At 67.9% G+C, this 22,678-nt stretch carries 19 protein-coding genes; 13 read left to right on the top strand and 6 right to left on the bottom strand.

The window, feature by feature from the left end:
• Nucleotides 1-85: 85 nt before the first annotated feature.
• The 3 genes from NCW75_13385 to NCW75_13375 are packed head-to-tail and all read left to right on the top strand — an operon-like array spanning nt 86 to nt 3,113.
• Nucleotides 86-961, top strand: coding sequence for a hypothetical protein (locus tag NCW75_13385; protein ID UYV12278.1), 876 nt, complete (start codon nt 86-88; stop codon nt 959-961).
• Nucleotides 961-1,893, top strand: coding sequence for an ROK family protein (locus NCW75_13380; protein UYV12277.1), 933 nt, complete (start codon nt 961-963; stop codon nt 1,891-1,893). The genes NCW75_13385 and NCW75_13380 overlap by 1 nt, the downstream gene beginning before the upstream one ends.
• The gene (locus tag NCW75_13375) at nt 1,890-3,113 is read left to right on the top strand and encodes a M20 family metallopeptidase (protein UYV12276.1); all 1,224 of its coding nucleotides are present in this window, start codon (nt 1,890-1,892) and stop codon (nt 3,111-3,113) included. The genes NCW75_13380 and NCW75_13375 overlap by 4 nt, the downstream gene beginning before the upstream one ends.
• Before the next feature lie 71 nt (nt 3,114-3,184).
• Here NCW75_13375 and dnaE read toward each other — a convergent pair whose 3' ends face one another.
• Complete coding sequence (gene dnaE, locus NCW75_13370; protein UYV12275.1) at nt 3,185-7,201, bottom strand: DNA polymerase III subunit alpha; 4,017 nt, start codon at nt 7,199-7,201, stop codon at nt 3,185-3,187.
• Between the two features lie 459 nt (nt 7,202-7,660).
• Here dnaE and NCW75_13365 point away from each other — a divergent pair, with 459 nt between their 5' ends.
• The 3 genes from NCW75_13365 (at nt 7,661) to NCW75_13355 (ending at nt 9,855) form a co-directional block, all read left to right on the top strand.
• Nucleotides 7,661-8,368, top strand: a complete 708-nt coding sequence (locus NCW75_13365) for a hypothetical protein (protein UYV12274.1) — start codon at nt 7,661-7,663, stop codon at nt 8,366-8,368.
• Between the two features lie 335 nt (nt 8,369-8,703).
• Nucleotides 8,704-9,405, top strand: coding sequence for a hypothetical protein (locus NCW75_13360; protein ID UYV12273.1), 702 nt, complete (start codon nt 8,704-8,706; stop codon nt 9,403-9,405).
• Nucleotides 9,406-9,549: 144 nt separating this feature from the next.
• Nucleotides 9,550-9,855 (top strand): hypothetical protein, encoded by a 306-nt coding sequence (locus tag NCW75_13355; GenBank protein ID UYV12272.1) that lies wholly within the window; start codon nt 9,550-9,552, stop codon nt 9,853-9,855.
• A gap of 30 nt (nt 9,856-9,885) precedes the next feature.
• Here the strand turns inward: NCW75_13355 and NCW75_13350 are convergent, their stop codons facing one another.
• The 4 genes from NCW75_13350 to NCW75_13335 are packed head-to-tail and all read right to left on the bottom strand — an operon-like array spanning nt 9,886 to nt 15,114.
• Entirely contained in the window at nt 9,886-10,824 is a 939-nt protein-coding gene (locus NCW75_13350; GenBank protein ID UYV12271.1) for an aminotransferase class IV, read from the bottom strand.
• A gap of 6 nt (nt 10,825-10,830) precedes the next feature.
• Entirely contained in the window at nt 10,831-11,634 is an 804-nt protein-coding gene (locus NCW75_13345) for a serine protease (protein ID UYV12270.1), read from the bottom strand.
• Between the two features lie 8 nt (nt 11,635-11,642).
• Nucleotides 11,643-13,385, bottom strand: a complete 1,743-nt coding sequence (locus NCW75_13340) for a SpoIIE family protein phosphatase (protein UYV12269.1) — start codon at nt 13,383-13,385, stop codon at nt 11,643-11,645.
• Between the two features lie 43 nt (nt 13,386-13,428).
• Complete coding sequence (locus NCW75_13335; GenBank protein UYV12268.1) at nt 13,429-15,114, bottom strand: hypothetical protein; 1,686 nt, start codon at nt 15,112-15,114, stop codon at nt 13,429-13,431.
• A 375-nt stretch (nt 15,115-15,489) separates the two neighbouring features.
• On the opposite strand from NCW75_13335, the gene NCW75_13330 reads away from it, so the two are divergent.
• From NCW75_13330 to NCW75_13300, 7 genes are all read left to right on the top strand, one after another.
• The gene (locus tag NCW75_13330) at nt 15,490-16,164 is read left to right on the top strand and encodes an OmpH family outer membrane protein (GenBank protein ID UYV12267.1); all 675 of its coding nucleotides are present in this window, start codon (nt 15,490-15,492) and stop codon (nt 16,162-16,164) included.
• Between the two features lie 100 nt (nt 16,165-16,264).
• A complete protein-coding gene (lpxD, locus tag NCW75_13325) occupies nt 16,265-17,308 on the top strand; it encodes a UDP-3-O-(3-hydroxymyristoyl)glucosamine N-acyltransferase (GenBank protein UYV12266.1) in 1,044 nt (347 codons plus the stop codon).
• Complete coding sequence (locus NCW75_13320; GenBank protein ID UYV12265.1) at nt 17,305-18,189, top strand: UDP-3-O-acyl-N-acetylglucosamine deacetylase; 885 nt, start codon at nt 17,305-17,307, stop codon at nt 18,187-18,189. Before lpxD ends, NCW75_13320 begins: the two co-directional genes overlap by 4 nt.
• 448 nt (nt 18,190-18,637) lie before the next feature.
• A complete protein-coding gene (locus NCW75_13315) occupies nt 18,638-19,357 on the top strand; it encodes a hypothetical protein (GenBank protein UYV12264.1) in 720 nt (239 codons plus the stop codon).
• A gap of 22 nt (nt 19,358-19,379) precedes the next feature.
• Nucleotides 19,380-20,063 (top strand): DUF1559 domain-containing protein, encoded by a 684-nt coding sequence (locus tag NCW75_13310; protein ID UYV12263.1) that lies wholly within the window; start codon nt 19,380-19,382, stop codon nt 20,061-20,063.
• Nucleotides 20,060-20,854: a hypothetical protein gene (locus NCW75_13305; protein ID UYV12262.1), complete on the top strand. Its 795-nt coding sequence runs from the start codon at nt 20,060-20,062 to the stop codon at nt 20,852-20,854. The genes NCW75_13310 and NCW75_13305 overlap by 4 nt, the downstream gene beginning before the upstream one ends.
• A gap of 115 nt (nt 20,855-20,969) precedes the next feature.
• The gene (locus tag NCW75_13300) at nt 20,970-21,701 is read left to right on the top strand and encodes a flavodoxin family protein (GenBank protein ID UYV12261.1); all 732 of its coding nucleotides are present in this window, start codon (nt 20,970-20,972) and stop codon (nt 21,699-21,701) included.
• 4 nt (nt 21,702-21,705) lie between these two features.
• On the opposite strand, the gene dapA is transcribed toward NCW75_13300, so the two are convergent.
• Complete coding sequence (gene dapA, locus NCW75_13295; GenBank protein UYV12260.1) at nt 21,706-22,626, bottom strand: 4-hydroxy-tetrahydrodipicolinate synthase; 921 nt, start codon at nt 22,624-22,626, stop codon at nt 21,706-21,708.
• Nucleotides 22,627-22,678 lie beyond the last annotated feature (52 nt).

Genomic DNA, 22,678 nt, shown 5'->3' with positions numbered 1-22,678 from the left:
GGTACGGACGTGGGAGGCCAGATGATCGTTCCGCGGGTACCACGGCTTGCCCGTCGATGACGCGGAATGGCCGATAGGGTTCACGATGGACTCCCTCAGGCTCCGAGCCTTCGCGAAGCTGAACCTGGCGTTGGCCGTCGCGCCGCCGGAGCGCGATGGGCCCAGGAAGGGCTGGCACCGCATCTGCTCGTGGATGCACGCGATCGACCTGCACGATGACGTGACCGTCGACGTCGATCGGTCGCTCAACGGGCCGGCGCTTGACGCGCGATGGGCCGACGATGCACAGGTGCTTGCGGGCGGGGCGCTGGCGTGGCCGGCGGAGAAGGATCTGGCGTATCGGGCGGCATTGCTGCTCGACGAGAAGGCGCCGCTGCGGATCACGATCCGGAAGCGGATCCCGGACGGTGGTGGGCTGGGCGGTGGCAGCAGCGACGCGGCGGCCGTGCTGCGCGCGGGCGATGCGTTGCTGGGCCTGAATCACGGCCCCACAAAACTCCGTGAGCTAGCCATGACGCTGGGCAGCGACATCGCCTTCTTCATCGGCGATACCGACCCGAGCCTGGACGCCCAGCCGAGGCCGGCGATCGTGAGCGGGTTTGGGGAGACCATCGAGCGATTGGCCAGCCCCGCCGACGGGTTCGAGGTGACGCTGGCGATTCCTACGTTTGGTTGCGCGACGGGCGAGGTCTACAAGGCGTTCGATAGCCTCCAACCCGGGCCGTTGCGAGAAGCGGAAGTACGGTCGCTGGCGATGCAATCACCAAGGGTTGCGGCGTTGTTCAATGATCTCGCGCCGGCAGCGGAGGCGGTGCGACCCGAATTGAAAAAGCTGCGCAGTGATCTGGTTCATGGCTGGGAGGCCCCGGTCCACGTCACCGGCAGCGGATCGACCCTGTTCGCCGTCGGTTCGCACGCGGCATCGCATGAGGTTACTACGTTGAGTGCACACCTGATCTGATGACGACATCACCCGATCAAACCGATTCCGTCCTGGTGGGTGTCGACGTCGGCGCTACGGGCTTACGCGCGGGTATTGTCGATGGCCGGGGCAATGTCATCGCCCGCAACAAGCAGGCGACACCCAAGGATCCCGACCAGGCGGCCCGAGCCATCGCGAGAGCCGTCACGCGTGCCTGCGAGGATGCGGGTGTTGCGCTCCCACCGGCCGTCGGCCTGGGCGTACCCGGCCCGGTCGTCGGCAACTCGATCACCGCCGCGATCAACCTCGGCTGGAGAGACGTGCCGCTGGGAGAAATGGTGCGCGAGCACCTGGGTGTGCCGGCGGTGCTCATCAACGACGTGAACGCGGCCGCGCTGGCCGAGCAACGCCTTGGAGCGGCGCGCGGTGAATCGGACATGATCGCGCTGTGGATCGGCACCGGCGTGGGCGGTGGGGCGGTGCTGGGCGGCGAGGTCTACCTTGGGATCGACGGTGTCGCGGTCGAGGCGGGGCACATCATCATCAACGCCGACGGCCCGCCGGACGCGCGAACGGTCGAGCAGTGCTGCTCCCGCCGGGCGATCGTCGAAGCCGTGCGGCAGGGCATGGCCGATGGTCGGGCCAGCTCTGTGAAAGAGGCAACCCCCCAAGCCATCGCCGACGCCTACCGCCAGGGCGACGACCTGTGCGTGTCGGTGGTCGACCACGCCCTGCGCCTCGTCGGCTCGGCCGCAGCCAGTTCATGCGCCATGCTCGGGCCGAGTGTTGTCGTGGTGGGCGGCGCGCTGGTCGAGGCCATCGGGCCGGCGGTCGCTCAGGTTGTGGGCCGGGCCGCCAACGCCGACGCCTTCCCGCCTGGCCGCCCGCTCTCGGTCCGCCAGAGCGTGTTCGGCGACGACGCCGGGCTCATCGGCGCGGCCCTGTTCGCCGCCCGTACAATGGCCCGATGACGACCACTTCCATGCCGGCTTCCCAGACCATCTCGCAATTGATCAAGGCCGACCTGCCCCGGTTAACCGGGCTGCGCCGTGAGTTCCATAAGAACCCCGAGCTGAGCAACAACGAGCACGCAACCGCCAAGCGCATCGAGGCCGAGCTGCGCGAGCTGGGGCTGGAACTCAAGACCGGTCTGGCCACCAACGGCACCGGCATCATCGCCTACCTGCCCGCGACCAATCCCACGCGCACGACGATCGCGCTTCGGGGCGATATCGACGCATTACCCATCACCGAGAGCACCGGCAAGCCGTACGCATCGACGAAGCCCGGCGTGATGCATGCCTGCGGCCACGATGGCCACACGGCCATCCTGCTCGGTGCCGCACGCGCCCTTTCGCAAGTCGAAGAACGATCAAACAACGTGCTGTTCCTCTTCCAGCCGGCCGAGGAAGACGGCGGCGGCGCGGAGGTCATGTGCGACCAGGGCGTGCTCAAGGGTGCCGAAGGCGGCGGACTGGGCGAGCCGGTCACGCGCATCTTCGGCTTGCACGGCTGGCCTCGCATGCCGCTGGGCAAGGTCGGCACACGTCCCGGGCCGATGATGGCGAGCACCGACGACTTCGACGTGCGCATCGTGGGCCGAGGCGGGCACGCGGCCATGCCTCACCTAGCCAAGGATCCGATCGTTGCGGCCAGCGCCGTCGTGATGGCGCTCCAGACCATCGCGTCGCGAGCGGTGAATCCCAACGACGCCGGCGTGATCACCGTTGGCCAGTTCGAGGCCGGCACGGCCAACAACATCATCCCCGACAGCGCCCGCATCGTCGGCACCGTCCGCGCGTTGACCGACGACACGCGAGCACTGCTCGCCGACCGCTTCCGCCAGGTCGTCGAATCGACCGCCGCCGCCCACGGCTGCACCGCCGAGGTCGACTGGCTGCCCGGCTACCCCGTCACGACCAACGACTCGCAATGCGCCGACCACATGCTCGCTGTTGCGCGCCAGACGCTGGGCGACGACGCCGTCGAGATCGTGCCCGAGGCCAGCATGGGTGGCGAGGACTTCAGTTATTACAGCCGCCACGTGCCCGCGTGCTTCTTCCTGCTCGGGTTGTTGCCGCGGGGTGCCGACCCCGACACGGTGCCGCTGCTGCACCAGCCGGGATTCGACTTCAACGACGACGCCCTGCCCGTGGGCGTTCGGCTGATGTGCGCCCTGGCGACGGCCTGAACTCGCTCAGCATCTTTCGACTTCCTCGCCTTCCAGAACGAGTCGACGCCGGCTGCCCAGCGTAGCTCAGTTCACCGCCGCATAGTGCTGCCGTTGCCATTCCCGCCACCGCCGTAGCCGTTGCGGCGTTTGTCCTCGCGCTCGACGGCCACGCCCTCCACCAGCCGCGCCGACAGCGGCCCGAGCACGCCCTCGACGCTCGCGATGAACGCCGGTTCCAGGCGAACGCGCTTGGGGTTGGTTGAGGGCACGGCCACCGGCTCATGCTCGCCGATGCACAGCACGACTTCCAAAGGCGAGGCCGGCCCATCGACGGGCGCACCGTTCTTGACCGACGCGTCGTGCCCGCGCGCCAGCTCGTGCACGGTTTCGAGCGCGAGCGGCCCGTTGCCATTGAGCCGGCTATCGCGAACATACAGCCGCAGCTTGCCGCCCTCCAGGGGCACCGCCTCGATGGGCGTCATCTGCTCGACGATGATCTGGGCATCGCCGCGCGAGCGATCGAGCCGTCCCAGTACGAATTTTGGCGAGTCGTCCTCGAGCAGGTGCGCGTAGCGCTGGTAGGCGTCGGTAAACAGCACGGCGTCGGCGGTGCCCGTGGTGTCCTCGACGGTCAGGATGCCCATCTTCTGCCCGGCACTCCGACCACTCCGCGCCACGATCACGCGGGTGCTCTGCACCATGACGCCAGCGATCACGCGGCGGCCCTGCTCGACGCCGGCCAGATCCCCAAGCTCGTGGCTCGCGAACGCACGGATCCAGGGGCCCCACTGGTCCAGCGGGTGGCTCGAGACGTAGAACCCCAGCGTGTCCTTCTCGTTGCGGAGCGTTTCCTGCTCGCCCCAGGGCTCGATGTTCACCAATGCGGGCGACGGCACTTCTTCCGCCGCGGCACCGCCACCGAACAACCCGCCCTGCCCCGCAGCGCGGTCGGCCGCCGCGCTCTGGCCCGCGCTCACGGCTTGCTCGATCGACGCGACCATCGCCGCCCGCTGCTCGCGAGAATGGACATTATCGAACGCGCCGGCCTTCACCAGGCTCTCGATCGTCGCCTTGTTCACGCTGCGCAGCGGGATGCGCTCGCAGAAGTCGAAGAGGTCACGGAACGGCTCGGGCCCGTCCTCGCCCTGCCGCGCGTTCACGATCGCCTCGATCGCGCCGCCGCCCGCGCCCTTGATGGCCTTCATGCCAAAACGGATGTGCCCGTGGGCCGCGTCGTGCGGCTCGCCGGGGGCGTACACCACCTCGAAGTCTTGCCCCGACAGGTTGATATCGGGCGGCGCGACGTCGATGCCCGTCCGCAGCACCTCGCCGGTCTTCGCGTCGAGCACACGCGTGCGCTTGCAATCCTCAAGGTATGGCAACCAATCGGCCACCTTCTGCGCCTGGCTCTCGAAGGTTAGGAACGCCGCCATGTACGGCGCGGGGAAGTACGTCTTCAGGTACGCAGTCTGGTACGCCACGATCGCATAACCAGTTGAGTGGCTCTTGTTGAAGCCATACCCGGCGAACTTCAAGATCAGCTCGAACAGCTCCTCGGCTCGCGCTGCGTCGAGGCCCTGCGTGCCCGCACCCTCGATGAACTTGGGCTTCTCGGCCGCGATGATCTTCTCTTTCTTCTTGCTGATCGCCTTGATGAGCGAGTACGCCGCGCGCAGCGGGATGCCGCCCAGCTCGTGGACGATCTGCATCACCTGCTCCTGGTACACCATCACGCCGTAGGTCTCGGCCGTGAATCGATCGACGATCTCGTGGACCTTGGGCACCGCCTCCTGCCCGTGCTTACGCCGGTTGTAATCGGGGATCAGGTCCATCGGCCCGGGCCGGAACAGCGCGTTGGCGGCGATAAGGTCTTCGAGCCGGTCGGGCTTCATCTCCATCAGCAGCCGCCGCATGCCGCCCGACTCGAACTGGAACACGCCCGTCGTGTCGCCGCGAGAGAACATCTCGAACACGGTCGGGTTGTCGTACGTCAGGCGATCGAGATCGAGTGGGTGGGGGCCCCCGTCGCCGGCTTCTCGACCCACGGCCTTGTAGATCGCCTCCTCGTCCATCGCGGCGGTGATGAGCGACCGCGCCCGCTCGATCACGCTCAGCGTGCGCAATCCGAGGAAGTCCATCTTCAGCAGGCCCATCTTTTCGCAGGTCGGGCCGTCCCACTGCGTGATGGCCTCGTCCTCGCCGCCGCCACTCTGCTTATACAGCGGCACGAGCTCGTGCAACGGCCTGGTCGCGACGATGACGCCCGCCGCGTGCACGCTCGCGTGCCGCGCCTGCCCTTCCATCACCTTCGCGTTGGCGATGAGCCGCTGGATGGTCTCCTTGTCGGCGTGCTGCTCGGGCGGCAGCTTGTCGTTGATCTTCGCCAGCGCCGCGGGCTTGCCGGCGGCGATGTCGGCCCACTCGGGGTCTTCCGCCTCGGCCTTGTCCAGCGTCATGCCGAGTTGCTCGGGGATCGCTTTGGCCAGCCGATCGGCCGCGGGCAGGCTGATCGCCAGCACGCGGGCCACGTCGCGCACGGCCGCCCGCGCCTTGAGCGTCCCGAACGTGATGATCTGGGCCACGTGCCCGTACTTCTCGCGCACGTAGCGGATGACGTCGCCGCGCCCGTCCTGGCACAGGTCGATATCGATATCGGGGTACTCGCTGCGGTCCGGGTCGGTGAACCGCTCGAACAGCAGCCCGTACTTCACCGGGCAGGCGTTGGAGAGGCCCAGCACGTAGCCCGCCATCGTGCCCACGCCCGAGCCACGGGCCAGGGCCGGGATGCCCTTGGCTCGGCCCCAATTCACGAAGTCCCACACGATCAGGAAGTACGCGCTGATGCTCTTGTCGGCCAGGATCTTCAGCTCTCGATTCAGCCGGGCCCACTTGTCGAACGCATCGACATCGACCGCCTTCTCGCGCGCGGCCTCCGTTCGGTCGGCACCCTCGGCATGCTCGTGCTTGTGCGCCGTGATGTCGGGCCCGTACCGCCACACCATCCCGCCCTCGGCCAGCAGGCGCAGCGCCTCATCGCACTGCACGTTGAGCTCGTCGTGGTCCAGCCCGGCGTCGGCCGCGGGTTCGAGCGTGAACCGCGAGCAATAGTCCTTGTACCACGCCGTCAGATCACCGCCGTACGCCTTGCCGCCGCTGTCGGGCAACTCGTCGGGCGTGCGCACCACCACCACCGGCGCGTGGTTGGCTCCGATCGGCAATTCCACGTCGCACCGCGCCGCGATGCGCAGCGTGTTGTCGCACGCCTCGGCGCCGTCCTCACCGTATTCGCCCTCAAACAGCTCGCGCATCTGCTCGGGGCTCTTGACATACAGCTCGGGCGTGTAGCGCAGCCGTTCCTGGTCGTGCTTGTTCTTGCCCATCGAGATGCAGATGAGCGTGTCGTGCGCGTCGTGGTCTTCGGCACGCAAGAAGTGCGAGTCGTTGTCGCACACCAGCGGCACGTCGTGCTTCCTCGCCAGCTTGATCACGTGCGGGTTGATCGATACCTGCTCGGGCACGTGGTGCTGCATCTCGCAATAGAACCGCGGGCCCGTCCCCTCGTCGGCGAACACACGCTTGTGCCACTCGACGCTCTCCTCCGCGGCATCCCACGACGTCTGGCTGTTGTTGCGCACATAGGCCAACAGGTGGTCGCCCAGCTCGCTGCCCAGGTGGCCGTTGATAGCGATCAGCCCGCTGCTGTGCTGCTCGAGCAAATCACGATCGATGCGCGGCTTGAAGTAGAACCCCGTCAGGTACGCTTGGCTGCATAGCAGCATCAGGTTGTTCCAGCCGGTGATGTTCTCGGCCAGCAGCACGAGGTGGTACCCGCCGTCGCTCACGCCCGTGTAGGTGCGGTCCTGCCTGGGCCGGCCCGGCGGGCACACGTACGCCTCGACGCCCAAAATCGGCCGGATGCCTCGCTGGCGGCAGGCCTCGTACATCGCCACCGCGCCGAACATGTTGCCGTGGTCGGTCACGGCCACCGCGGGCGTCCCCAGCTCCTTGATGCGATCGGTCAGCCGATCGACCCGATTGCCGCCGTCCAGAAGCGAATACTCGGTGTGCAGGTGCAGGTGGGCAAAGCCGCTTCCTAACTGATCCAAGAGATCACTGCCCAGCTGTTTACTCGTTTTGTGTTTGGGTGTGCCACTGCCCATTCCAAGCGATCCTCCGTGATCTGCGCGTCCGACGAGTGACCGTAGCCAGCAGCCGTGCCAGCCGGCGCAATCCGGTAACGTACCACGTCGGCCCGATAAGTCGCACTCTTGTTGGTTATACGCGATTTATCACACAAATCCGTATCAAATAGGGGGATCCGTGTGGGCACTTTCGCTCGTATCCGCTATCGTCTTAATGGAGGGAGGTGCGGCCCAGCCATCCGCTGGCCGCGCTCCGCACAATCTGATTCCGCATAGAGCACTGGGGTGGAACCTCCGGGGTGCCATGCGTGCCGTCCCGCCTCGGCGGGCTGGCTCTGTACCCGCGGGCAATGCGTGAGGCCCGGGGGCGCTCCGGTTGATTCGCGAGAGAACACAAGAGAGAGATCCAAGGGAGAATTGAAGATGCGTTCCGTGATTGCACTCACTGCTGTATTGGCCGCCGCCGGCGCTGCCGCCGCCGACTCGGTCGACCTGACCTACACCGGCTCGGGCAACGGTCGCTCGTTCACCGTCGTCGCCAATGGCACGACCACCGACGTGTTCGCCGGCCAATTGAACTTCGCCGTTGTGAACGGCTCGGGTTCGACCGGCGTCCAGCTCAACGGCCCGCTCATGACCTATTGCATCGACGTGCTCGAGGGCGTGGGTGCCGGCCAGAACACCTACGACTTGGCCGCCCTCGAAGACGCCCCGGTCACCGCCGGCGGCATCGCCCCGGCCATGGGTGCCGAGAAGGCCGCCGCCATCGCCCGCCTGTACACCGCCGCTGGTGGCGATCAATTCACGTCGGATAACGACTTTGCCGCCGCCTTCCAGCTGGCTGTTTGGGAAGTTATCGCCGATTTTGGCACCATGGGCGCGACCCTGGACATCAACAGCGGCGACTTTGAGGTCTCGAGTAGCCTCAACGCCGGCACCCAGTCAGTACTCACCGGCCTTCTGGCCGCCGCCGCCGACGACAGCGTCGCCACCTTCTCGGGCCTCGGCGCCCTGACCAACGAGGGCTTCCAGGACCAGCTCTACGCCGTGGCCGTGCCCCTTCCAGGTGCCGCCGGCCTCGCGGCCGTCGGCCTGGCCGGTGTGGTCGTGACCCGCCGCCGCCGCGCCTGATCCCGCTCAATCCAAACCTCGGGCGTCACAGCCCGATGACGGCAGAATCAACTCCAAACGCCCGCCCCACGAGGCGGGCGTTTGCTTTTGCAGGCGCCTTTCGTCCAACATCCATGATCTTGGTCCACATAGGCCAAAATCGTCATAACCCACTGATATAACGCCATTTAGGCCTCGACAATCCCAGCGTTTCGGGTATGCTGTCACTGGCCAGGCAACCAAGGCGGGAGGAGAGGAGAGACCTCCTGCCCGTTGCCTCGCCGACGCCGCCCAGCCAACACCGCCACTCGTGGGTGGCTGGGCGGAGGCAACAGAAGACCAAGAGGGAGACTGCCATGAAGGGTTCCATTTTCGCCACCGCCGCCGTGCTCGCAACCGCGGCTCTCGCCGCCGCGGACAGCGTCACGATGAAGTTCGTCGGTTCCGGTGCCGGTCGCTCGGCCACCATCCGCGTCAACGGCGACCAGTACAACGTCCATGCCGGCCAGCTCAACCACGAGATCACCGCCCGCACGGGCTCGACCGCGCCCGCACTGGGTGCGCTCGCCACGTACTGCGTGGATGTCTCCGAGTGGGTCAGCTACCAGAACCGCGACTACGACGTCAGCGAGCTCACCGACGCGCCCGTGGGCAACGGCAACAGCGGCATGGACCAGCACAAGGCCGACGCCATCGGCCGCCTCTACACCCACGCCAACGGCCAGCAGTTCGGCACGAGCAACAACTTTGCCGCCGCGTTCCAATTGGCCGTCTGGGAGGTCGTGACCGATCTGGAGACCGAGTCCAGCACCCTGAGCGTCCTCAGCGGCGACTTCAAGGCCTGGAACCTCAACAGCGGCACCATGAGCCACCTCGCCACGCTCCTCGCGGTCGCCACCGATGACGGCATCTCCATCAACCGCCGCATCCGCGCTCTGACCAACGACGGCTCGCAAGACCAGATGTTCGAGGTCGCCGTGCCGCTACCCACGACCGGCGCCCTGGCCGCCGTGGGCCTCGCCGGTGCCGGCTTCTTCGGCCGCCGCCGCCGCGCCTGATCCCGGCCCGATCCGACACCACCGCGCCGACAACCACCGGTCGGCCACATCTCCCGCGGCCTGGACACCGCTCCACCGCGTACACCACCGCCCGCCGAATCCGGCGGGCGTGTTTATGCGCTCCCAAGCACCTAAACTCCGTTCGTGTCCCAGTACTCGTTCAACCACACGCTGGGTGGGGGGCAATCCCCGAGCCCGGGCCCGCTCGCACGGCTGAAGACCGCCCTGATGCTCGGTGCGCTGGTTGTCATCGGCGCGGTCATCCTCATCGGCATCGTGGCCGTCGGGCTGTTCCTGCTGCCCTTCGCGCTCGTCGCCGCCATCGTCGGCTGGTTCCTCATCCGCCGCCGCATCCGCCAGGCCATGCGCGCGATGGAAACCCCAAGCGAAGAGACCACCGGCCGCGAGAACGTCCGCGTCCGCAAGCCCGCGCAGGACAACCCGTTCTAATCAGGCCTGGTCTAATCCGACTTGTTCCAATCAGGCTTGATCGAGCCCGGCCAGCTTCTCGCGCAGTTGCGTGCTCACCGGCCCCACCTGCCCATCGCCGATCTCCCGCCCCTCGATGCGTGTCATCGCCAGCACGCCGAAGCTCGCGTTCGTGCAGAACACCTCGTCGGCGTCGAGCAGGTCCGAGATCGCCAGCCACTGCTTGCGCACCTGCATCCCGAGCCCGGCCGTGATCTCCAGCACCGCCGCCCGTGTCACGCCCGGCAGCACCGGGCTGGGCATCGCGCCCCCCTGGCCCGCGATGTCCGCCTCCTCGCCGCGCGCCACCGGCGTCATCACCGCCCCATCCTTGACGGCAAACACATTGCTCACGCAGCCGCCGCACACGTGATTCGTTATGGTGAACACCAGCCCCTCGGTGCCGCCCTTGGCCAACGACGCCTGGAGCTCGCGCAAACGCCACCAGTAATTCAGCGTCTTGTGCCCCGATGTCGGCTCCAGCGGATTCGCCTTCGCGTCGGCCACCGTCATGAGGCCGCCCCGCTCGTACAACTCGGGCGGATACACCGTGGCCTGCTGCGCCACGATGGCCACCGTCGGCGTCTGCACACCCGCCCCCACGCGCTCTGCCTCGCGGCGCACCAGGTTCAGGTCGCCGCCGGTCACCGTCAACCGCAACCGCGCCGCGTCGTGCTCGGCATCTTCGAGGTGAGACTGTGCCGTGTGCTCGATCGCCTCGGCCAGCGGCCCGGCGCGCAGCGACGATGCCAGCCCCAGCTCCTTGGCCGAAGCCACCAGCCGCCCGACATGCTCATCCACGCGCACCACGCGCACACCCGAGTCGGTCTTGCGCGCCGTCATCGTCTCGAACAAGCCGACGCCGTGCATGAAGCCCGCGTCCGAGAGGGAAACGCTCGCCGCGGGGTCGTCGTCCCGCAGCAGCCTGCCGTTGAGGAATACCGTGGCCATGGGCTGTCAGCGTAGGTCGCCCGTCAGCATCCCTTCGGGCCCCTCCCGCGACGGCAGGTCATCGAGTACTCCCCGAGCCGCCAGGAACGCCTGCGGCGGGATCGCGTGCGTCACGATCGCCCGCCCGCGCTTCCACATCCCGCGATACTCCACACGCCCCAGCAGGATCCCCGCCACCCGCGGCCGCCCTTGCTCGTCGTACACCACCACCGGCCCGCCCGACGCTCCGCCAAGCTCGCTCCACCCCCGCACCATGCGGAAGTATCGCAGCTCACGCTCGCCGTCATGCCCCAGTTGCTCGATCGGCCCAGGCGCCTCGCTGCGCAGCACGACGACCTCACGCGGCGTGAACAATCCCACGTCGGCGTCCTTCGTGGGGAACCCAACCAGCACCGCGCCGCCGTCCTCGAACCCGTCATCCACCAGCTTGGCCGGTGTCGCACCGATCTCCTCGGCTCGCTCGGGCAGCCGGATGAGCGCCCAGTCCCCGGCTTCCACGGGCTCACCGCCGCCCGTCATGACGACCTCGATCGGGTACATCACGCCAACGGTCGTCCCGTTCCGCTCGAACGAGATCCACGCGAACTCGGCACCCTCGGGCACCACGTGCGCCGCCGTCAGCAGCCAGCGGTCCGAAACGAACACACCCGAACCACTCCCGCGCACACGCCCGCCAACCAGGTCGATGCTCACCGGCGTGCAGCCGAACACCGCCTCCGCGTCGGCCGGCCAGGCCTCTCGCGTGGCGGTCTCCTCGAGCCCGGTGATCGTGCATCCACCCACCAGCAGCGCGCACGCGACGAGCGGCACGCACCACCTCAAGGCTTCACCCGCAGCACCACGATCGTCTGGTCGTCGGGCATCTCGGCCAACCCAGAGAAGCGTCGCACGCCCCACACCACTTCCTTCACCATCGCCGCCGCCGAGATATCGGGGTTCGCGCTCACCGCGTCGAACACCGAACGAGCAAACCTCGACCGCCCATACCGCTGCCCATCGAAGTGCTGCGCGTCGGTCATGCCGTCGGTGAACATCACCAGCGTGTCGCCACCGAGCAACGGCACGCGCTCCTCATCGAATATCTGCCCGGGCAACACGCCCGCAATCATCCCGCTGCTGAGCATCGGCCGCGCGTCGGCACCCTCGATCTCCGAGGTGTCCGGTGGCATCCCATCCACAACCGGCCGCAGCAGCACGGGCGGGTCGTGGCCCGCGCTCGCGTAGACCAGCTCCAGGCCCACCGGGTCCACCACGGCGTACCACAGCGTGACAAACTCGTTCGGCAACGAATCGCGGCACAAATCATCGTTCACCGCAGCCAGCACGGTACCGGGCGACGAATCGAGTGACGCGTGGGCCAGCAGGCTGGCGCGCACGTGGCTCATCAGCAGCGCCGCCGCCACGCCCTTGCCCACAACATCGCCCACGACGATGCCGATCCGCCGCTCGCCCTCGGGCCGGCTATCACGATCGAGCTCGATGAAGTCGAAGAAATCACCGCTCAGCTCCAGGCTCGGCTCCCAGCTTGCCGCCAGGTCCAGCCGCTCGCTCTTCGGCGCCCGCTTGGGCAGCATGCGGCGCTGCACGTCGCTGGCCAGCTTCAGCTGCCGCTGCATGCGGCGTTCCTCGCGCTGCGTGCGCAAGAGCCGCGCCTGCCCGATCGCCACCGCCGCGTGCTGCGCGATGGTCCGCAAGACCCGCTCTTCGGCCGGCGTGAACTGCCGCACCTGCCGGCCGTACAGCCGGATCACCCCCAGCGGCTTCTGGTTGAAGATCATGCCCGCGTGTAGGGCGCTCGCCAGCCCTTCTTCCTTGGTGCGTGCCTTGATCTGCACCCGCGAGTCGCGCTGCAGGTCGGCCACCGCGACCACCTCACCCGCGAGCGCCCGCTTGTCAAACTCGCGATCGGCCGAGAGCGGCAGCGGGTTGGCCAGCCATCCCTCGCTCAGGTTCCGGCTCACCCGGTGCTCGACGTCACGCTCCTCGGTCGCCAGACCCTGGCTCTGGTCGTCCTGGTCGAACAGCACCAGCGATCCGGCCCACAACCCCAGCAGCTCGATCGCGCTATCCAGCGCGATGCCCAGCACCTCGTCCTCGCTCTGGGCCGACGCCAGCAGGGCGCTCAGCCGCTGCGTCGCGCTCAGCTCGCGCAATCGCGCCCGAAGCTCGAGCTCCCGATCGCACACCTGATCGGCCACGTCCACCATCAGCGCGACCGATTGCTCGATCTCGGCCGCCAGCGGGCCCTCGGTCGCCGGGCTCTTGCCCACGTGTACCCAGCCGATCACGCGCCCGTGCGCCCGCATCGGCACCGTGAACGCACGCTCGGCCGCCAGCGCCGCCGGATCGGGCCCGGGGTCGGCCAGCCGCCACGTCACCGCCTCGTCCTCGGTCGGCAGGATCTCACGCCCGCGAGCGTCCAGCAATCGCACCGGGGCAGACAGCAGCACCGACAGCGTCGCGCACAAGTGCACAAAGCCGCCGTCGCTCAGGAAGTCGATGATCGAAAGCCCAGGGTCGTCCTCGGCACGCGCGGGCTTGCGGGCGGGTTGTGTCGTCATGCCGTCCGCCATCGCGCCCTATCCAACGCCCCTCGCCCCGGGCTCATTGGCCGTCGTCGTCCCCGCTGGGGCTCTCTTCCTTACCCGCGTCCGCCCCGGCTTCTGCGTCGGCTTCCACGCCAGCTTCCACGTCGTCAAGCCACACGGCCCGCAGCAGCGGCGTTAGCGGATCACGCCGGCCGATCTCGCCCTCACCAAGACGCTCCAGCCCCAGGATGGTCGAGACCCGATCCCCGCGGTGGAACGAAACGTACGCCAGCAGCAGCGCGCTCTCCCGCCGCGGGCGCTGCACCTCGTCCGCGTCCAACAGCTCGGACAACCGACGCGACGCGATCTCCAGCCGGTCCTCGCTCGGCAGCATCCCGGGCTCGTATCGAGCGCCCACGAACTCGGGGTGCTCCACCAGGAACGCCCGCAGGTTCACCGCGGCCGACAAGTCGAGCCCGGCACCGATCTGCGCGTGCACGCGGCCGATCGACGCGATCGCGTCGCCCGGCCGGGCCGCCAGCGCCATCGTGAAACGCTGCTCGGCCTCGAAGAACCTACTGGCCGTCAGCATGTCTTTCGCCCGGTTCACGTGCAGGTCGTACGCCGACGCGCGGTCGAGCGTGGCTGCCGGCACCTCCACCGTGCCCACACCCTCCTTGAGCGTGCCGACGAGCTCCTTCCACCCACTGATCTGGCGGGCCATCGCCCGCTGAGACGCGGGCGCCTCGGGCACGCTTCCAGGCTCACCCCCGGCCTCTGTGCCATCGGCCGCAGCACCACCCGGCTCGGCGAGCACGCCCTCGCGGAGAACCTGCTGCAAAGCCGCAAGCTGCTCAAGGAACGGATCGCCGCCACCCATGGCCGCGGCACCCTGCGCGCCGGGCTCGGCAACGGGCACACTGCCAGGGATGCGCGACGCATAGTCCATCGCCAGCTTCTCGCGAAGCTCACGCTCGACACCCGGGCCGGGAGCCGGGTTCGGCTCGCCGACGCCGCGATCGCCCGCATCGGTACCGGGCCGCACGGGATCACCCGGCTCGCGTCCGCCCGCTTCGGTGTCGCCAAGAAGATCTTCACGAGCCAGCCCACGCAACGGCGAGGCTACAAGCCCTTGCGTCAGGCCCCCCTCCCCCTCGACGATCGTCAGCATCGAGGGCCCGAGACTCCGTCCGGCCGTATGGGCCGAGATCGATCGCAGCGACAGCACCGTGCCCGGCTCGTACTCGCCCATCTCGGAGGCAGTCGCCTGCCGCAAGTCGGCGTTCCCGCCGCCGAGGTCTCGCTGATCGATCGGGCTCGACGGCAGGTCCATCGTGACCCGCTCGCCGGTACGCGACGTTAAGAGGCTGCCACGAAGGTTCCGCGGTGGGGCGTTGCCCACCGTGAGCGCGAACTGGTATTGCAGCGCCTCGGTCCCGCGGATGCCCGTACCCGCGAGCCCGCTGGTGAAGGAGTCTCGCCGGAAGGTGAACAGATCGTCCGACCCGACGCGCTGCCGGAAGTCGTACGCCAAGCCGTAGCCGGTCTCGTCCCGGAAGCCCACGCCGCCCGGCACGTTGCCCGTCACCAGGGCGTTGCGGAAGCGGATCTCGGCCATCAGGTCGCGCGTCGGGGTGTTGATGCCCTGCCCGCCGATCCGAGAGTTGCGGTCCAGGGCGTACCCATCACCCAGCGCGTTCTGCCCCAGAGCGAGCCCCGCCGCCAGCAACACCACACCCACGCTCACGCCCGCTTGCCACATCACCGGCCTCCCTTCGGCCCACCGCCTGTCGCCCATCTGGACGATATCTGTAAGGATAGCCCAGAGGCCCATCCTCTACACGTACGACATCGGCCCCGCAGAGGGTTCTGATCGAGGCACAGTCGGCTATTAAAATGTCCGATAATATAAGTAAGTATTCACCAGCTTTTTGCTCCCGATCGCAGGCTTTCCCTCCCGGCCGCATCCGTATGGGGTGTAGAATCCGATCTCAGGCGTGCGCGAAGCCCGGGCTCTTCTGTGGCCGGCCGCCTGATCCGGGCTGGCGTACGCCAACGGCCTGCACTCGCCCGAGGGTTTGTTCGCATCGATCGCGGAGCGATCGCACTCTCCCCACACAGCAGGAGGCTTGACACCATGCCAGAGACCCCAAACACGGCACCCGCCATCTCGTATTCCCGCGCGAACGCCGGCATGGGCCTGCTCGCGATGGTTGCCCTTGCGATCGCCACCGTTGCGTTGCTCAAGCCCCAAGCCGACGCCTCGTCGGTCGCCCGGGCCCCGGCGACACCCGTCGCCGTGATCGACCTCGTGGGCGTGATCACCCAACTCAACGAGTACAACGACGTCAAGGCGAAGTTCGATGCCGAAGCGGACGTCAAAGCCGCCGAGATCGAGAAGCTGACCGCCGAGATCGAGGGCCTGCAGGAAGACCTCAAGAGCTACGACCCGAACTCAGATGCCTACGACCAGACCTTCCGAGAGCTCAACATGAAGGCCGGCTTCCGAGAGCTTCGGGGCACCATGCTCATCCGCTGGCAGGCCGAAGACAACGCCCGCGTGCTAACCGAGCTCTACGAGAAGGCCCTCAAGGCCGTGGAAGACGTCGCCAAGCGGGACGGCTGGGATGTCGTCATCCACGCCGGCCAGGGCCTCATCGTGCCGCGGAACCCCAACATCCGGGCCGAGGCCGCCATGGACTTTGTGGAGAACTTCATCCAAACCCGCCGAGTCATCTATTCCAGCGACGCTGTGGACATCTCGGACAGCGTGGTCGAGCTCATGAACAACCAGTACGCCGCCGGGGGCTGAGCACCCTAAAACACCACGAGCGTCCGACGAACAGACCCGCCAACTCTCACCTGTCGAGGCCTGCCCAGTGCATCCGCCCTCTCCAGCCCAATCTCTCGATATGACCCAAGCCAGGCCCAAGGCCACCACCACCGGCACCCTGGCAGAGATCCTCCAAGCGAGGCTGGTCGGCCCAAGCGACATCCCCCTGGCCGACATCGCCCCCCTCGACAAGGCCACCCCCGGTGCCCTCACCTTCATCCGCGACCAGCGCCACGCCGCCGCCTGGGCCACCTCCAACGCCTCGGCCGCCCTGGTCACCGAGGGCGTCAATCTCGACGAGGGCGATCCGAGCGACCGCGCCATCCTCTACGTGCCCGACGCCGACCGCGCGCTGCTCACCCTGCTCGAGGCCTTCGCCGAACACGCCGCCCCGCCGGTGCCCGAGCAGGGCGTCGACCCCACCGCCGTGGTCGATCCTTCCGCCGATGTCGAGGGCGCCTCGATCGGCCCCATGTGCATCGTCGGCGCTGGCTGCCGCGTCGCGCCCGGTGCCGTTCTTATGGCCCGCGTCACGCTGGGCCCGGGCGTCACCGTGGATGCCGACTCGGTGCTCCACGCGGGCGTTGTCGTCCAGCACGGCTGCACGATTGGTGCCGGCTGCATCCTCCACCCCGGCGCGGTCGTCGGGGCCGACGGCTTCGGCTACCTGCCCGGCCCCGCTGGCCCGGTCAAGATCCCGCACCTGGGCGCGGTGGTCATCGAAGACGACGCCGAGATCGGCGCCAACACCTGCATCGACCGCGGCAAGCTGAGCGATACCCGCATCGGCAAGGGCACCAAGATCGATAACCTCTGCCAGATCGGCCACAACGGCGACATCGGCGAGCACGTCATCATCTGCGGCTCGTGCGCCATCGCCGGCAGCGTCACCATTGGGAGTGGCGCGACCATCGCGGGCAATGTTTCGGTGAGCGACGGCGTCACCGTTGGCGCGGGCGCCACCATCGGTGCACGCAGCGGCGTCATCAACGACATCCCCGCCGGCGAAACGTGGCTGGGCACCCCCGCGATGCCCGCTCGCGAGGCCGCCGCCAACTACGCCCAGTTCCGCACGCTCTCCAAGGACCTGCGCCAGCTCCGCAAGCGGCTGCGCGACGCATGACCGCCCACGCCGTCCCGCGCAGGACCCTCGCCGCCAGCGCGAGCCTCAGCGGCACCGGCCTGTTCACGTCCCAGCCCGCCACCATCACCTTCAAGCCGGGCTCGAGCGGCCTCACGCTGTCTCGCGCCGGCCTCTCCTCGCCACTGCCCGTCCACCACATCGCGGTCAGCACGACACCGATCCACCCCGGCTTCGCCGACGGTCCGCCGCGGAGCACCAATCTGGCCGCGGGCGACACGATGATCGCCACCGTCGAGCACGCCCTCTCGGCCCTCGCCGGCCTGGGCATCACCGATTGCGACATCGAACTCCAGGGCGCCGAGGTCCCCATCCTCGACGGTTCGGCCCAGCCCTTCGTCGACGCCATCCTTGAGGCGGGCACCAATGACCTGGGCTCCACCATCGAGCCGATCACCATCGACGAACCGATCACCCTCAAGGTCGAAGACCGCACCATCACCGCCAAGCCGCGCACCCTGCCCGGCTGGTCGATCACCTATTTCCTCGACTACGGCGACGGCGCGTACCTCGAGCCCCAGGCCGTCACCTGGGACGGCTCGCCCGAGACCTACACACAGAACATCGCCCGCGCCCGCACCTTTTGCATGGAACACGAAGCCCTCGCGCTGCAAAGCGCGGGGCTGTTCCAGGGCCTCACCCCCGCCGACATGCTCGTCATCGGCAAAGACGGCCCGATCGACAACGCCTACCGCCTGGACAATGAACCCGCCGCCCACAAGCTCCTCGACGCCACCGGCGACCTCACGCTCGCCGGCCGGCCGATCCAGGCCGACATCGTCGCCACCAAGTCGGGCCACGCGTTGAACCACCAGATGGCCCGCGCGCTGGCAGGGGCGCTCAAAACCCAGCCGCGGGTGTGAGATGCTCTTGCATCAACTCTTGTCCGCGAAAGCGCCGCAGCACTGGAATGCAGGATCCAGATGCTCACGCCTCTGCGACCTCCGAGACCTCTGCGTTGAAGATCTTGAACGCGGAGGTCGCAGGGGGCTCGGAGGGGGGCAAAGCGCTCGGATCGACCCAATGGGGACAAGCTTGATGCAAGATATTCGTGAGTACGCGGCCTCGCCATCGATTCATCTGCGCAGCACAATCCGCGCATGCCGATGCCTGAAGACTAATCCCCGATGCCTTTCCGTATAGACCACCACCCCCGCGCGCAACCTGCCGGCGCTCCACCCAAATCCACTTGCATCCGCCGGCCCCGCCGGTATGCTCGATTTGCCCATTCCCCCCACCACCAGCCGCAGGCCATTGGGCCCGCACAGGCGGCGGTGACATGCGCCAGCGGGCCCGCGATGGGGGTTTCCCATGAAGACCATCCAGAATTCGTCCGATGACACCCTGTGCAATCCCAAGAGCCGGGATTCGTTCGTAACGCGCAACAGCCTGGGGGCACTATCCTTCCAGGGAATGTTGATGAGGGCTCTCGGCCGATTCCGGCCGAAGGCGTGGGTTGCGATGGCGGCGTTGTTCGCCTGCCTCGCCTTGGGAACTCTGACAGGGGGCTGCGTTGACCAGGCCGCCATGCGCAACCAGATCGCCTCAGCGCGCCAGGATCTTGGCGTGCTGCGCGATGCCCTGGCCACCCGCCAGCATGCCCTGCGCCAGGCCCTGGAAGATCCGTCGGCCCCGCCCGACCTCGCCCACGGCTGGCGCAGCCAGCTCGCCGTCGTCGAAGACCAGCTCGCCGCCGCCGACCACGCCATCAGCGCCTCGGCCGACTACGAGCACGACCCGGCTGGTGGAGCCGTCACCCGGACGATCGGCGCGGTCGCGCCACTCGTGCCCGAGCCCTTCCGACTGCCGCTTGTCCTCGGTGCCGGGCTTGCGGCCTCGCTCGCTCGCGGCGCTCAGCTCCGCCGCGCCGGCCGGGCCATCGCCAAGGGCGTCCAGCGGGCCCTCGACGCCGACCCGCAACTCGCCACCAGCTTTGCCCAACACGCAGATGCCATCCGAAGCGAGCAGCCGCCCCTCGCGCGGCGGATCGTCGACGAGGCCCAGGGCAAGCGCGCCGCGCGGCCCATCTAGCCCCCACGGAGGAACGCCGGGCATGCGCAAGGGATTCACACTCATCGAGCTGCTGGCGGTCATCGCGATCATCAGCGTGCTCATCGGCATCCTCATCCCCACCCTCGGCAGCGCCAGAGAGAGCGCCCGCCGGACCGCGTGCCTGGCGAACCTCGCCCAGATCGGCATCGGCACCCAGATGTACATGGACACCGAGTCCAAGGGCGTGCTGCCCGTGGTGCGCCCCTTCCACACCGGCGAGCCCGGCGGCGGCAGCGACCCGAGCCTGCTCGACGTGCTGAGCCAGTACCTCGACACGCCCGTGCCCCGGCGGTCGTCGCCAGACGAAGACTTCGTGCTAGGCAAGAACTCGTGCTACCGATGCCCGAGCGACCACGGCGGCAAAGAGCCCGCGCTCTGGGCCAGCTCGGGCACCAGCTACGAGTACTTCCCCGGGCAGGCGATGACCGCCACCGAGCTGTTCTTCGCCGCCGAGAGCCCGCAGATCGAGAAGGCCGTCACGCGGGCGCTCGAGTTGCAAGCCGAGGGGGGCACGCCCTTCCCGTTGCTGAACTGCGCGGGCGAGTGGCACGTGCTTCGCGTTGGGGCACCCACCCAGAACGCCGTGTACTTTCCATCCATGCGCGCCGACTGGCTCGAAGAGCTCCAGGCCGAGGACGCCGAGGCGCTCTTCGGCGAGATTGGCCGCATCTTGGGGTTCCAATGAGCAACAACGTGCACGACGACATGCTGAAGACGCTCGGCCGCCTCGATGGCCGCCGCCCCAACATCCGCGCGATGCGTGAGAGCATCGCCGACTTCGAGCGCAACACCCTGCGCAACGGCGACAACTGGCGTCGCTGGTCGCGCCGGGGCTGGCCCTTCGCCACGGCCCTCGTCGTCATCGCCGGCGTGGCGGCCTACTTCATGTTCCGGCCGATGCCCGTGCCCGACTACGAGAACGGGCGCATCGACACGCTGATGAGCTTCACGCTCCTCCAGGACGAATTCAACCAGCTCCCGCTGGAGCGCCGCCTCGAACTGGTCGGCATGCTCATCCAGCGGATGGAAAGCATGAACTCGAGCGATTCGCTCATGCTGGCGGCGTTCGCCGGGTCGATCCGCGGCAAGGCCCGTGACCAGCTCGAAGAAAACGCCAGCCGCCTGGCGATCGAGCTGTGGGATTCGATGGCCGTCGAGTACCAGACCGTGCCGCTCGAGGAGCGCGACGAGTACCTGGCCGACGCGTTCGTGCAGTTCGAGACCACGCTGGAGATGATGGGCGGCGACGTGCGTGATCGCTCTCCCGAGGAGCGCCTCGAACGCGCGCGCCGCAACGCCCAGCGCGACGAGCAGGCCATCGCCGAGGGTGGCGGCCCGCCGTCACGCATCGTGGGCCGCGTGTTCGACGTGATGAACAACAACATCGGCCAGCACGCCAGCCCGCTGGAACGCCGCCGAGGCGAGCTGCTCATGCGTGACATGACCCGGTTTCTTCGCAGCCCCGGCGGTGGCTGAACACCTTTTCATCGAGATCGACCCACACCGCGGGAATGGCCGCGGTTTTTTCGTGCTTCTACAGGGCCAACCCGATTCGCACGGGTAGAGTGACCACGACCAAAGGAGGCACACGATGGCCGAGAAACTGAGCGAGCGGGCCCCGGCGAAGTACGACGACCTGCGAGCGGTGTTCATCAACTGCACGCTGAAGAGGTCTCCCAATATGAGCCACACGCAGGGGCTCATGGATCGCTCGATCGCGATCATGGAAAAGGTGGGCGTGACGATCGACACCGTCCGCGCCGTCGACCACGACATCCCGCCGGGCGTGCAGCCCGACATGACCGAAGCGGGCTTCGACACCGACGACTGGCCGGCGTTGCACAAGAAGGTGATGGCGGCGCAGATCCTGGTCATCGGCACGCCCATCTGGCTTGGCGAGAAGAGTTCGGTGTGCACGCGCATCATCGAGCGGCTGTACAGCAACTCGGGGGATCTCAACAACCAAGGCCAGTCGGACTTCTACGGCCGCGTGGGCGGGTGCATCATCACGGGCAACGAGGACGGCATCAAGCACTGCGCGATGAACATCCTTTATTCGCTCGGGCACGTGGGCTTTACCATCCCGCCGCAGGCCGACGCCGGCTGGATCGGCGAGGCCGGCCCGGGCCCGAGCTACCTGGACGACGATTCGCACGGTCCCGACAACGACTTCACCAACCGCAACACCACGATCATGACGTGGAACCTCCTGCACTTCGCGCGCATGCTCAAGGACGCCGGCGGCATCCCCGCTTTCGGCAACCAGCGTAACAAGTGGAAGGATGGGGAGCGGTTCGGGTTCGAGAATCCCGAGTATCGCTAGTGCTTCAGCACGCCGCCGCTTCGAGCAGGTTGGCGCGTTCGAGGGCCTGGTGGATGGCGCGCTTGGTCGCCTCGGTGGGCTGGGTCATGGGCAGGCGGAGCTGGCCGCTGTCCAGGTGCATCATCGCCATCGCCGCCTTGACGCAGATGGGGTTGGTCTCGAGGACCATCGCGCGGGCCAGCTCGAACAAGGCGGCGTGGTGCTCGCGCGCGGTGGGCAGGTCGGCGTCGAGCATGGCCTGGCACAGGGCGGCCGTGCGTTGGGGCGCGATGTTGCTAACCACCGAGACGCAGCCCGCCCCGCCCAGGGCCATGAAGGGCAGCGTCGTATTGTCGTCGCCGCTCAGCAGGGCGATGCCCGGGCAGCGGGCCAGGATGTCGCTGGCACTGTCGGTGCTGCCGGTGGCCTCATTGATGCTCACAACCCAAGGACTCTCGTACAGCCGTTCGACGGTCGCGGCACCGAGCGCCACGCCCGTGCGCCCCGGGTCGTTGCCGAGAATGATGGGCAGCTCCACGCTCTCGGCGATCGTGGCGAAGTGGGCATAGAGGCCTTCCTGCGTTGGCTTGTTGTAGCAGGGGTTCACGCTCAGCCCGGCGTCGGCGCCCAGCGACATCGCGATGCGTTGCAGCTCGACGGCATGGGCCGTGCTGTTGCTGCCCGCGCCGGCGACAACCACCAGATCGTGGGCCTTGCCCATCTCGACGGCGTGGCGGACCAGCGTGCGGAACTCGGCCTCGCTGAGGGTCGGACTCTCGCCGGTGGTGCTGGCCACGACGATGCCCGCGATTCCATTGTCGGCCTGGCGGGCGATCTGGGCATCGAGGCGGTCGGTGTCGATGGCCTTGCCGTCGGCGGTGAAGGGCGTGATGATCGCGGTGAACGCGCCGGCGAACCGATCGTCTCTCAGATGGCTGGTGGGCATGCTGGGACCTTTGGCTCGAGTCGCGGCGAGCGTCGTTGGTCGCCGGGGGATA

The sequence above is a fragment of the Phycisphaera sp. genome, assembly GCA_025916675.1.
Lineage (GTDB): Bacteria > Planctomycetota > Phycisphaerae > Phycisphaerales > UBA1924 > JAHCJI01.
This window is presented reverse-complemented; position numbering and strand designations above follow the sequence as displayed.

Coding starts and splice junctions, on each gene's coding strand:
- NCW75_13350 (UYV12271.1), bottom strand. CDS start 10,824: ATGGCCACGGTATTCCTCAACGGCAGGCTGCTGCGGGACGACGACCCC.
- NCW75_13385 (UYV12278.1), top strand. CDS start 86: ATGGACTCCCTCAGGCTCCGAGCCTTCGCGAAGCTGAACCTGGCGTTG.
- NCW75_13360 (UYV12273.1), top strand. CDS start 8,704: ATGAAGGGTTCCATTTTCGCCACCGCCGCCGTGCTCGCAACCGCGGCT.
- NCW75_13305 (UYV12262.1), top strand. CDS start 20,060: ATGAGCAACAACGTGCACGACGACATGCTGAAGACGCTCGGCCGCCTC.
- dapA (UYV12260.1), bottom strand. CDS start 22,626: ATGCCCACCAGCCATCTGAGAGACGATCGGTTCGCCGGCGCGTTCACC.
- NCW75_13375 (UYV12276.1), top strand. CDS start 1,890: ATGACGACCACTTCCATGCCGGCTTCCCAGACCATCTCGCAATTGATC.
- NCW75_13365 (UYV12274.1), top strand. CDS start 7,661: ATGCGTTCCGTGATTGCACTCACTGCTGTATTGGCCGCCGCCGGCGCT.
- NCW75_13380 (UYV12277.1), top strand. CDS start 961: ATGACGACATCACCCGATCAAACCGATTCCGTCCTGGTGGGTGTCGAC.
- NCW75_13310 (UYV12263.1), top strand. CDS start 19,380: ATGCGCAAGGGATTCACACTCATCGAGCTGCTGGCGGTCATCGCGATC.
- NCW75_13340 (UYV12269.1), bottom strand. CDS start 13,385: ATGACGACACAACCCGCCCGCAAGCCCGCGCGTGCCGAGGACGACCCT.
- NCW75_13330 (UYV12267.1), top strand. CDS start 15,490: ATGCCAGAGACCCCAAACACGGCACCCGCCATCTCGTATTCCCGCGCG.
- NCW75_13300 (UYV12261.1), top strand. CDS start 20,970: ATGGCCGAGAAACTGAGCGAGCGGGCCCCGGCGAAGTACGACGACCTG.
- NCW75_13335 (UYV12268.1), bottom strand. CDS start 15,114: ATGTGGCAAGCGGGCGTGAGCGTGGGTGTGGTGTTGCTGGCGGCGGGG.
- NCW75_13320 (UYV12265.1), top strand. CDS start 17,305: ATGACCGCCCACGCCGTCCCGCGCAGGACCCTCGCCGCCAGCGCGAGC.
- NCW75_13315 (UYV12264.1), top strand. CDS start 18,638: ATGAAGACCATCCAGAATTCGTCCGATGACACCCTGTGCAATCCCAAG.
- lpxD (UYV12266.1), top strand. CDS start 16,265: ATGACCCAAGCCAGGCCCAAGGCCACCACCACCGGCACCCTGGCAGAG.